Here is a 13,460-nt window from a genome sequence, read left to right on the forward strand (position 1 = left end):
TTAAACTGGTCAATGGTTGAGTATTCCTTTTATTATAGCTGGATTATATTTTATTTTCAGACCTAAGAAAGCGGTTTAATTAGATTTAGCACTAATAATGATATAACAGAAAAACACTCCATCGGGAGTGTTTTTCTGTTTGCATTTATCTGTACGAAAAACAATCAGTTTCGCTGAGTGTAAACTTTTTTTAGTACAAGACAGTGTCTTGCCACGCGAAAGATTCGAGCGGGAGCGAGGAAATATTTAATATGACTAATTAAAATATAAATAATAATACACTATTTTTCATCTATAAAATTAAATTCACCTTTTTGATGCCTTATTAAAAACCACAGAAATGATTTTTTGTGATCTTCTAATTCAATGTTAAATTTTTTAAAGTAAGAACAAATCCCTGAACTGCCTTTATTTAATTTTAAAAACAATATATTAATATTTCTTTCATAAACGTTATAACAATTCACTTTACTAGTATTACCATCCGCAATTTCAATTTCCTCATAGGTTTTATTTTTTTTATACTTAAAAACAGAGCTTGATAATACTAAGCCATTACTTAATTCAAGTGAACGCAATGGATTAAAATTAGAATCCATGAGATAAATTCCATCAACACCATCTACTTTTACAGTTTCATTATCACCTAACTTCAAATCTGTTCTAAAAAATATGACTTTTCCATCTTTTTCTAAACAAAAATCGCCCGATAAAAAAATCCATAACTTATAATCCTTGTAATTAAATATTGAAATTTTGCAATTATAATTTCCTCTTTTAAATTTTATAAGTTTTATCTCACCATTTTGATAAAACAACTTAAATATTCTATCCTCATTTGATTTTTTTGTTTTTTTATAAGTAAAATCTAAAAAATTAAACTGATTACAATAAACAACACTATCACTATTTTTCTCATAACTTTCAAAATCTGATAATTGTTTTTGATTCGTTTCTATATAATTAAGCAATTCTTTTAATTCACCCTGCGAATACAACAAGGTAGAAATAAAAAAAAGAATAATTGTGTTTACTACTTTCATTTTATAAAATCTATTGGATTTTGGTTATTATTTTTTATTATCAAATCTTTAATATAAAATCTGTTACCTCCTTGATAACTTAAAACATCTTTGTCAGGATCTACATTATATTTTATACTATCATCTCTATTTTCACCAGTGATACCTCCTAAACCAACATTGTAAACGAAATTAAAATTACTACCACCCATTATTTGAGTAATACGATCGGTTATGTCAAATCCTTTTCTAGCTAATAAACAACTTTCAAAAATTATATTTCCATTACCATTATTTTTAACCATATTAGATATTTTTGATAAAGCATTAATATTACTATAAAGTACTTCATCTGGATAGTCAGCCATAAAATCAGCTTTTGTAGACGAGTTGATGTAAGTGTCAAGTGCCATAGCATCTAAAAGTTTTCTTACTTCAAATCCTTCACTATTTTTATAGTATGAACCAATAGTTGGTCCATCATCTTTGTTTCCATGACTAATAATTAAAAGGTTATCTATTGTATTATTACCATATTTACTACTAAGTTGCTCCAATGCATCATTAATATCTATTGCAAAAATAGGATTATCCCAACCTGTTCTACCCTCAAACTGACTCCTTCTTTCTTCTAATTCACCAGAAGAATATATATAAACCATCACATTTGTTTTAGGATCACCACCACCTTCAGGATACATACCAGTAGGATCCGTTAAATTAATAGGATTCTGCATGGTATAATTGTAGGGGTTCCAATTAGGGTATTCTTCCGTCAAAGGATCCACACTTAACCAGATACTGGTTTTTGGGTCATAATAACGCGCACCATAATAATACAAACCAGTTTCTATATCTTGTTCCTTACCATTAAATTTGTATGGGTTCACAAAATTTTCACTATAACTATGCTGTTCATACATCGTCTCCCCAAAAGGTAAATTTATGAAAAATTGGTAAGGATTCCCACTACCATCTGTTAAAAAGGTACTACTGCCTAAATGATCTGGATGGAAGAAGTAGATTCCTATTTGTGCTGGGGCCCTTTCTATTTCTTTGCCTTCGGCATCAACTACAGGCTCTTTTTCTGGTTTATATTCTTTAAATAAGGCTTTACCTCTCTTGGCTTTCTCTAAAATAGCCTGTAAATCGGTAATTTGTATTTGCTTAATCGTTTCATATGATACTTCTGGTTCTTTAGTGTCTTTTCCTATAGCTTCTGTTATTTTTCTTCTAGCTTCAAAAATACTTACATTTTCCTCTCCAAGTTTACTTACAATACGTTGCGTTCCTGCATAATAATGCTTACTATATTGCTGGTTGGCATCAATTACTATGAATGCACTTGGATATGTCGTGTAGGTGCTAAATGTAATGTTGCTACTATTTACGAGTTGGCCATTTTCATATACTTGTTCTACATGTGAACTTGCTTTTAAAGTACGTTCTCCAGCTGCGTCATAAATATAATGTTGCATTTGGTCGTTTTCATCTATAACTCTTAGTCTATTACTTTCGTCCCAAAACAAGTTTCTATTACCTCCTTCAGAATTTGTTTTTCTAGTAAGGTTCCCATTGGAATCATATCTAAAATTTTCAGTAAAACCTGTGTTTTGATCGATAATTTGTTCTACCTTATGAGTACCCGTTTCGTATTTATAATCATTTACATAGGTGTTAGATTGATTAGTAACATTGTTCTGAGTATGAAGCTGGGTTTTGTTGACAATACCATGTGTATTATTATATTTCATATACAAATCGTATGTGGAACTAGGTAAAACACTTCCACTTATTCCTCCTTCAAAGTCACCAGAAGCGTGAGTCAAGCGATTCAGATTATCATATTCATAATTATGAGAATAAGTACCTCCTAACAAATTATCTGGATTATATGATGCGGTATTATCCAATCTAGTAACATTTCCTACTTTATCATAGCGATAGCTATTGTCAAACATAGCCACACCACTAGAGGTTTTGGCAACAAGATTATTCAATCGTCTTAAAGCTGGAGTATAATCATAGAATGTTTCTGTTTTGTTGCCATATAATAGATAAGTTCTTTGTTCAAAATAATCATAATCAATACGCTCTATATAATTGTAATTAGCTCCATTATATGTCCCAGTCATCTGATTTAGATTACCACCTAAATCATAAGCATAGGTCACTTTTTCACCATCTGGATAGATCAATTGTTGAATCCTATTCCAAGAATCATATTCAAAACGAGTTTCAAAAGTACGAGTGGGTAAATTAGGAGCTACTATAGTTCTACTATTATAAATCATTTCACCCATATTTCCATACTTGAAATCTTGCGTACCTGTAGCATCTTGTTGAAAAATTAATCTGCCAGTTTCATTTCCTGAGCCTGGAGTTCCATATTTATAAGTAACATTACTAATATTTTGATTCCCATTAACAGTAGGATAAATTATATTTTGCAATCTATTGTATTCATATTCATAATTTACCGCTTGACCAATACTTGATAAATTAGCGGTTATTAAACGAGTCATGTTACTAGCCTTGTCATAAATTACATCAGTAGTCCCATTATCTGGATGAGTAACTCTAATTTTTCTACCTAAATTATCATATTCATAACTAGTAATTAATCCTTCATCATCAAAATATGACAATAATTCATTAATAGCATTATAATTGAATTTTGTCCAAATATCGCCGTTTGGTCCTATATTTTTATTGGATGTAACTCTTCCTCTTATGTCTTTATAATTCTCAGAAATAATTTGTACACTTGTATTTTGATCTACAATTGATTTATTTAACATTGCCAAATTACCAAATCCATCATTACTTAAAGTATAGCTAAAATTGCTTTCATTTCCTTCGGGATCAATTGTCTTAACAGGTCTATTCATTACATCATACAAAGATTCTGAAAAATAATTTGAAGAGGTTGTATTAGTAAGATCCGCTAAGAAATTACCACAAGGCGATTTAATTTCTTGTTTTGGGTGATATTGTTTAGTTGCCCTCCCAAATTCATCATAAGTTATAGCACCTGAAACTGACATATATTCTTCATAATTAGGACTTAATACTGTTCCTGTATTAATTTGAATATCCTTTTTAACTTGAATTGGTCTACTTAAACCATCCACAAAAGTATATGTTTCTATATCATTAGTAGGATGTTCTGGATCATAATGCTTAGTAATGGCCAAGGGAATAAAATTTGTTGAAGAGATGCAATTTTGATATCCAAGCGCTGTAAGATGATTATACGTTGGCATATATTCAAACTTAATAGTGAAAGGATTAGTGTTAACCGATTCCTTTGGTGCAATAATTTTTGTCATCCTTCCAAAAGTATCATACGAGTATTTTATCAAATTGGCTGCTAAATCTTTTGTGCTTGTAACAACATCAAACATATTATCATAAGTTGAAGAAGAACTATATCCAAAAGCATCACTTATTCTAACGACATATTTATTCAAGGTCGAATCATAAGTATATTCGTAGAACATGGACTGACCACTTGCATTTTGAGGGTATATTATTTTTTTAAGATTGCCATAAGTATCATAAGTCATATTAGTTTCTGAGAAATCAGTTCCACTAATCCAAGCTTTAATTTTTGTAATATCACCTGTATTACTATTTAAAACTTCTGTTATTCTATGTCGTTTTAAAGTAGTTCCCTCAAAAACTCTTATTTCACTTGGAACATTTAAAATATTATTATTCAAAACATGATACTCTATTTGAGAATAATAATCATCTTGTGTGTTTGCTAAATCTCCAAAATCAATATATTTCTTCACTCGACCATATTCATCATATTCAAAATTAATCTCAGTTTCAATGGCGTTAGTAGAAAAATCTTTTATAGTTGTTTTAGTTTTAGTTAATAAAACGGCAGCTTGTTTTCTTCCTTCCGTACCTCCTACATCGAAGTTATTTGCTACTGGATTACTTAAATTAATTGTACCATCTGCATTTACTGTATATAGTTGATAGGTATTCTCAGATTCAGAATAAATACTACTAGTTCCTGTACTAGCATTTTTTATAGTAGATTTTTTTACTAGTCCTTCTAAAAAATAACTATCATTTAAATACTCCACAACAGATTCTCTATATAAAGTAGGGTTAGAGGTAAAACGATCTTTATATTCTTTTGTTATAACTTTAGCATACCCATAGAAACTTCTTTCTCTTCTATCATATTTGCCCTTTTCATATTCAAATACTTTCTCATAAGAATCGACTCCATCATTAGGAAGATTTCGTCCATCATATATGGTAACTTTACTCATAACCCATTTTGAAGTTGGATTATTGTAATCAACCTGTTTGTTTTTATAATCTATTGTAAATTTACCTCCTAAGGGATTTGTAACTGATTTTAATTTATCCGTTCTGGCAATATTAGAATAATACACCTTAATATCCTCTCCTTCTTTTACTACATAATCTGCGTAACCATCATTATTAAAATCTTTGAACTCTCTATTTGTTTCTGATACTGTTAAATTTGCACTACCACTAATTCCTCCTCCTGTTTTATAATACAAAATAGGTATAAATCCTAAAAGAGGAACTGGACAACAAATGGGCCATCCGTGGAAATAATTTAATCCCCCAGATAATGAAGCTGAAGACGATTTACTTAACTCATATAAATTTAAACTTTGCACATTTTGAGTCAGAGGGATTAATTGATTAGAAAATTTATTTCCTAAATTATATTGAACAAATGCTGTTGTACCTGTAAACGTTAATAAATCAACCAGCCCATCTCCATTTATATCTTGTAAGGAAACATCCATATTTCCTCCATTAGAAGAATATCCTAAAGAAAGATTGAATGGTACACTTCCTGAATTATAAAAATTCCCTCCTATACTAAAATTAACACCTAATCTATTAGGTATCGTTTGGGTAGAATTAAACAAACTAAATTCATCAAAATTATTAGTCCCAAATTCTTTTCCTACATTTAATTGATATTTAAAAACTCCATTTGAAGAATCAAAAATTATTCTATCTAAAAGACCATCACCATTTAAATCGAGAAAGGATGTTCTTTCTTTATTATTTCCACTTAAATTAGCGTTTACTCCTAAACCAAGGGCATAAGAAGGGTTACCATTATCTTGTTTATCACTTTCAATATCCTTTCTACCCGCAATGGTATAACTACCGGATAAAGAAACAGATTTATTACTATTATCATTTCCATTTAAAGGATTGATGTTATATCCTCCAATAGCTGAATTATGCCCTCCTGTCATGTTAGTTTTTTGAACATTTACAGAAGTTAGTAAGTCTGGATAGCGATCTCCATTTATATCTATAAAATCTGAAACAACTGTGCTATAACTTGATCTACTACTTGAATAAGATAAACTACCTCTTCCAGCCGAATAACTTCTAGCAACACTTTTCTGAACTCTAGAAATCGCGTTCATACCAGTTTCTTGATTAGGCACTAACAATGATGAGTTAATATCATTAGGATCTATAAATATATTTGCTAAAGAAGAATTATTCACATCTCCATCTCTCATCTCATTAGGACTTGAATATTGACTATCCGAAAAACCAATCCATTTCTCTTTCACATTTGTTTGACTATCTTCATAGCGTAAAGCATGCATAGATATTAAACAAGGTAATTGTAGAAATACTGATGGATTAATATTACTCATTATTCCATCTATCATAGCCTCTAAATCTGTATTATCATCAAGTATTGTATTATCGGGTGGTAACTCTAATGCAGTATTAATTTGGCTAACTAAACAATTATTCAAATCTTGCTCAGTAGAATATGTTGAAGTACAATAATCTGCATCAATTCCTAGTCCTGATAATAAAGTGTTAATTGAATTATTAGTTGAACTTTCAACTATATAATTGTTTATTAATTTACTATAATTATCACTTGGGATAGAACTGTCTGAATCCAATTCATCATTATATAAGAATTGACCCCAGTTTCTATTCATACTCCCTAAATGCTCATTTTTATTGTGGCATAAAGTTCCGAAAAACCTATTAAAATGATTGAAATCTGTATCTTTATCATAATTATCCCATTCATAAGTATGACCAACAATTACATTTCCTTGAGTATTCCCATTTGTAACTGCACTTCCATAATTAAGTGCTCTTAAGTATTTATCGTAGAGTTGAGCATTTAAATTCCCATCTGCGTAAAAAGAACAATCAATTATTATTGGAGTACTTGCATTTGTTGCATTACCAGAATAAAAAGTTATTGGTATATTGCTATCTAAAGTAATAACACCCGCATTTACTGTAACTTTTCTTTTTCCAATGACGATACCATCTTTCTTTACAACAAATAGGAATTCTCCATTATCGCTCGCTGTTAAAGCATAAGGATGAGATGGATCAAAATAAGTTACTGGTAATACTTTATAATCAGTGACATAATTTTGTAAATTCCAATTTATTTGTGATCTCGAAACAAGAGTATAGTCATTTCTATTTAAAACTTCTTGAAAAATAGAATATTTTGGAATTGGATATTTTGTTTGAGAAATTAAACCCTCTGAAATTGCATTTGAATCTGGTGTATAAATCAATTTTGGTTTCCATTCAAAATCTTTCCATCTTACATTAGAATCAGAAGTCATTAAAAACTTATAAGAATATCTATGACCAGCAGGTATTGAATTAATGACTATTGCATTAAGAGCAGCGGTAGGCGACACAATTGTCGTTGTATTCATATTACAATCAATACTATAAAGTATAGTTTCATTTACATTTCCTGTGTCAATATCAGTATCGTACTCAACAATTTTATAATTTATATTATCAGAAGGATTTATAACAGTTATTGGATTCCAATTAATTTCTATACTACCTGTCCCTTGCATTTCAAATTCTTCATTTTCACTTAAAACATAATCTTCTAAATAGTTATAGTAGTATCTATTATTGTTATTTTGATCATACTGATTAACAAGTGAACTAAGATATTCAATAGTTGGATTACTAACTATTACCTCATTATCATTTACAAGATTCTTATGTAATCTAAAATAAATTTTTTGTCCCTTATAAACCTCAAGTAAAAAATCTGGACCATTCAAAGGTGGATTATTACCTGAATAATTTGTAAAAGATATGTTTTCAGATAAATTATTACTATTAAATTCTTTTAAATAAATCCTAAATGGTACCTGAAAAGTTCTTGGAGTTGCAGTTTCAATACTATACACTACAGAGCTATTGTTGCTTTGTGGTTGAAATTGGATATTATCCTTAATAACAACGGTTCCATTAAACGGTGCTTCCCAAACTCTAACCACATCATAGTTATTCATATCTTCATTAAATTCAGGATCTGGATCTGGAACATCATCTGAAGAAATAGTTCTTGGGTCGGCCGTAATAACTAAATTTGGAGTGTTTTCACTTGTGGTTTCAAAAATGTTCAATCCTGTATTATCTAAACCCCTATTAAAATAAACATAATTATTGTTTACAATATCTGGTAACATATCTCCGTTTCCATCAGTAATAAAAATATCGGTTTCATCATTCGTTTTAAATCTTTTGGTTCCCCAAAACCATTTTCTAAAATAAACATCAAAAGATTCACCAAACATAGTTTTGGTTTTTCCTTTTGTTTGATTAAAGTTATTTATATTTCCAATTTCTTTAGACGAACTATCAAAATAGTGTATGTTACTATTATCTATATAATGTGGGTAATAGAATAATTTATTATTTTGTTTGAATAAGACATCATCTAGACCATTACCATCCATATCCGCTAAAGTAATTTTTCCTTTATTTTTCGTATAAGACTCTCCAAAAGGCATTCCAAAAGTGAAAAAATTTCTAGGATCACTATTTGCTCTAAAAAACTGAAAACCAACAGGAGCGATTCTTACATCCCAACTAAACTCAGTTGATTCACTAGAATTTAATCGTGATGAATTTATAGTATTACCAAAATTTAAAATATAATCCGCGTTAAAATTAGGTACTTGTATTGTAACAGGAGCCTGAAACATATCCGTTCTTTCAATTAAATCATCATTGAAATAATATTCAAAATCATGTTTATAAAATTCGTTATCATTTGCGTCTAATTCAGTAATATTTATCAATTTTGATTTAAAAAACTTTCCAATTCCATAAGCTAATTTGTATTTCCTTATATATGTACTAGACTTCTTTACATTTATATATTCTAACAAATAGGGTTCAACTTGTTTAATTCCTTGACGTCCATTAACTGTGACATCATTTCTAATACCTGAATTATTAGATGATAAAAACTCAACTTCATAAACACCCTTACTATCATTAAAACCCGTGTAATAAATATTTGAAATTCTAAAAATAACACCTCCATTTAAATTTGAATTTACACCTGAAATGTTTGATAAAGTTGTATTGGTATATGTATATCTAACATTATTTCCATACACATCTTCAATCATATATAATCCCCAATGGACAATATTACCATCTGAATTTTTAATAACTGCATTTTGTTCTACAGTATTTTTCCCTCCATACCAATAAATTGTTCCATCTGTATTTGTTACTTTCCAATAATAATCAGATGGTGAATTTGAATTTCCTAATCGCTCAATTTTAGCAAAACTTCCTTGCTTTCTGGGAGTAAAGACTGCTCCTGTTATCCTTGGTCTAGGCGTAGTTGCATTTACAGTATTTATTGAGGAATCATCATAATGTCTGTTAGGCATCCAATCTACTAATTGATCTTCACTATTTTTAATTTTAGGATACATTAACTGCTCTCCATTCAAATTATAAATCTCTGATTCATTAATAGCATCAAATGTGGGCACACCCCATCTTGTATCTATTGTTATTGCAGGTGTATTAATATTCCAACCTTCACCTAACCAACCATTACCTCCATCACTATTATACTGAATGGCTACTTGTGGTTGCATACCATTTCTTCCAGCAGGTATTTTTATAGGATAACTTACATTAGCATCTCCTTTTTGTGATACTTCAGGTGGAGAAATAATGGTCATTTCACTAGAAGGATCAGCAGCTTTTATATCATTCATCATTGTGGGTGTGAATGCACTTGTTTGTGGGCTTTCAGGAGTTTGAATAATACCGTTTATATAATCAGTAAAATGCGTGGTTTGAGAAATAATTCGTTTATTATTATAATCAATGGAATCTCGATCTAACGCTTGCCAACTTTTCTTTTTTGTGTCAAAGTAAAATATTTTAATATCTTTTGCTGTAAAACCTTGTGGAATTAATGTTGAATCATAAGCAATTTCTAATGCTACTGGCTTGTTAAAAATGGTACCATCTGGTAAAAATCGATATCCTTTTCCGTCTTTTGTAACATTTACCATACCTGATTCTAAAGGAGCTAGGTCAATTTTTCGCAGTACTTTACTAGTGATAAATTTATTTTCAATTAATGCACTATCTTTAATTGTCAATTTTGCATCGCTTATTTCTAAAAAATCGATTTTATTACTCTCAAAGTATTTAGAAATAGTTGTGCTTTCATTATCAATTAAATAACTTTCATCTGCTTGTAAAGAATTAATCTTTGTAAGTTTTAATTCATCAACTATGGTGTTGTTTTCTTTAATTTGAAATACAATATCTTCATCTTCCGAAGCTTTTATATATCCTTCAAAAAGATTTCCTTTTAATTCCAATTCTTGACCATTTGCAAAAATCTTTTTATTGGAAAGTTCATTCAATTTTACAAATCCATTCAGGTAGATTTTTCCTTCTTTACTTAAAAAAGCATTTTGGTTATTCAATACTATTTTTGCATTTGTATTTTTTGTGTCTTCAATTACCTTAATAACTAAATTTCTTATCTTATATTGATATGTAGCTCCTTTAGGAACATTGAAAAAGATAATATTTCCTTCTTTTTTCAACCAACTTGGATCTAATTCTTCCGTTTTCTTTATCCATTCATTTTTAAATTTCACCAAATAACCACCCGTTACATAATTATCATTTATACTTTTTCCTAGAACTGAATTTTCATCTACTCCATTTACTTCATACTCAAGAATATATTTTTTGTTTGCACCTAAAATAGTTTCTGACAAATTAATTTTAAATAGATTATCTTTTGGATTATCAAAACCCATTTGATTATCATAACCTATTGAACCCAAAACAATGTCTGAATAAAATATTGTTGATTCTGTTTTTATATTATCATATAAAGTAGTTGATTTTTCAGCCCCTATCATTTCTTTGTTGCTTACATCCATGTTTTTAGTTTCATCTTCTGAAAAAGAATCAGCAACAACAGGATTATTAAGAAGAGGAAGAAAAACATTTTGGTTAGAAAATAACTCATTATATTTTTTAAAGATAGTTTGGGAAGGTGCAATAAAACTGGATTGCAACATAACGATAACTATAAAATAATGTATTGTTTTCCAAATTTTATTGGAAACACCTAGGGTTTTAGTACGATTATAATTCATGATAATTATAAAACAATTAGTTTAAAAACTTGTTTTTTCTCTTGATTAAGAATAGATATTAAATAAATTCCTGAAACAGGAAGGGAATGAGTAAATTCAAAATGTGTAACTTCTTTAAAATGTTTTTGAAAAACAATTTTTCCGCTATTATCATGAATAACTATATCAATATTTTGATTATTTGGATAAGTAAATAAAAGATTGAACTTTTCACCCGCTTTAATAGGATTAGGCTTTAAAACAATTTCTGAAGGAATACTACTATTTTTATCAATTACTTTTACAGTATATTCTTTAAAACAATCTTTATTTGTAACTTTCAAAATATACTTCCCAATTTGTTCAACTTCAATGTCCTTTGTAGTGGCTATTAATTCATCATTATAAAACCATTCAAACTTATAACTTGAATCTGAATGAGCAACGAATAGTGGGGATAATATTTGTTTACCAACCTCATTAAGAAATATTTCAGTTGGTAAAAGTATTTCACTATTGTAAATTTCATCAATTATAACTTCTTGTGTAATTTTATTACCAATTTTATCATAAATAATAATACTATATTTTCCAGCAATTTTAAATGTTTTTGAAAATTTTGTGTCATTGATGTTTAATTTCTCAATCACGTTTCTTTTAGTATCTAAAATTTCAATAGTATAAGTCGGAACACCACCATTTATAATAAAGTTATATACATAATCATTAGTATTACAATTTACAATAGCTTCATATTGAACAAAAATTTCAGGAAGTTTAGATAAGGTACAATAGTTTTCTTTTGATAAATAAATGCTTTCAAAAGTAACAAAAGTGGAATCTTCCTCTTTTAACGAAACTAATTTAGCTTGATTTATATCTTTTAATCCTTCTTCCGTTTCAGAAAAAACTAACCATATTTTTTTATTGCTTTTTTCATCCGATTCAATTTTTAACTCTTTTTTATTAACAATGAAATTATAGAAAAGTGAATCAGGCAGATTATCAAATTTCGAATACTGAAGTTTCCAGCTTCTTTCAAAAATATCAAACTTACTATTAGAAGGATTAATTTTAAAGATTGTCGATTTATTATTATCTCCCCACAAAAAATAATTTGTTTTATTATGAAGGTTCTCTTTATTTATATTCAATGTATCAAATGCAACATACATACCATCTCTTTCAGAATTTCCAGATTTTAATTGTCGAAAATCAGTACTATAAGTATCGGTTATTCCTGTAACTCTATTAGAAAAAATTTTGTTCTCTTTTGAATTCCAAAGGGTATCTGCTTTAAAACTAATGTAATCTTTATCTTTACCTAACGAAATTCCGTACTTTATAGATAAATAAGTTTCTACTTTCCTAATATTTATAGTACTTAATACTTCAGGAAAATAAATTACTTCTAACAATTGATTTTCTATACTATTATGATTTGTAAATATATCTACAATCAATTTGTTTTTTGCTTTTAAAGAAAGAGTAGGATTGTTAAATGTATAACTAATAATTTTTGCAGAATTGTCATCAAAAGAATGTTCTAAAATCGCATTTTTAGAAATACCTTGATTACTAACATTAATTTTCTCTTTTCCATAATCTAGAGTCATTATTTTTGTTTCCAACTTTGGATTGCAATTGAAAGCAATAAATAAAGTAGATTTTCCACTCAATTTATTTTTCAAATCATCCAAATTCTCAATCTTTTTAATTATTGGATTTTCATTAAAAAGAGTATTCTCCTTTTGAGTTTTATCTGATTTAATCCAAATAGTAGATTTTTCAAACAATTTAGATTCTTGTGAAAAACTTTTCAATCCTATAAAGACAAATAGAATTAAAAATAGAGCACATTTCTTGGTTAATAACATAAATTTGAAAAGTTAAAATTTAAAAATCGAACGAAAATAAAATATTAAAATATCTCATAAGTTAAATAATTATCATTACCGATAAAGTGCTTGTT

Annotated in this window: 3 protein-coding genes; all 3 read right to left on the bottom strand. The window is 28.5% G+C overall.

What is annotated here, in order from left to right; translation table 11 throughout:
* Nucleotides 1-281 precede the first annotated feature (281 nt).
* The 3 genes from ACULEV_RS14445 to ACULEV_RS14455 are packed head-to-tail and all read right to left on the bottom strand — an operon-like array spanning nucleotide 282 to nucleotide 13,365.
* Nucleotides 282-1,043, bottom strand: a complete 762-nt coding sequence (locus ACULEV_RS14445) for a hypothetical protein (RefSeq protein ID WP_445455747.1) — start codon at nucleotides 1,041-1,043, stop codon at nucleotides 282-284.
* On the bottom strand, nucleotides 1,040-11,509 hold the full coding sequence (locus ACULEV_RS14450; RefSeq protein ID WP_445455748.1) for a SpvB/TcaC N-terminal domain-containing protein: 10,470 nt from the start codon (nucleotides 11,507-11,509) through the stop codon (nucleotides 1,040-1,042). Before ACULEV_RS14450 ends, ACULEV_RS14445 begins: the two co-directional genes overlap by 4 nt.
* A gap of 5 nt (nucleotides 11,510-11,514) precedes the next feature.
* Entirely contained in the window at nucleotides 11,515-13,365 is a 1,851-nt protein-coding gene (locus ACULEV_RS14455; protein WP_445455749.1) for a T9SS type A sorting domain-containing protein, read from the bottom strand.
* Nucleotides 13,366-13,460 lie beyond the last annotated feature (95 nt).

It is taken from the genome of Flavobacterium sp. HNIBRBA15423 (genome assembly GCF_052655965.1).

What these genes read in the sequence shown, in the direction of transcription:
- ACULEV_RS14445 (WP_445455747.1), bottom strand. Translation starts at nt 1,043, where the DNA reads ATGAAAGTAGTAAACACAATTATTCTTTTTTTTATTTCTACCTTGTTG.
- ACULEV_RS14450 (WP_445455748.1), bottom strand. Translation starts at nt 11,509, where the DNA reads ATGAATTATAATCGTACTAAAACCCTAGGTGTTTCCAATAAAATTTGG.
- ACULEV_RS14455 (WP_445455749.1), bottom strand. Translation starts at nt 13,365, where the DNA reads ATGTTATTAACCAAGAAATGTGCTCTATTTTTAATTCTATTTGTCTTT.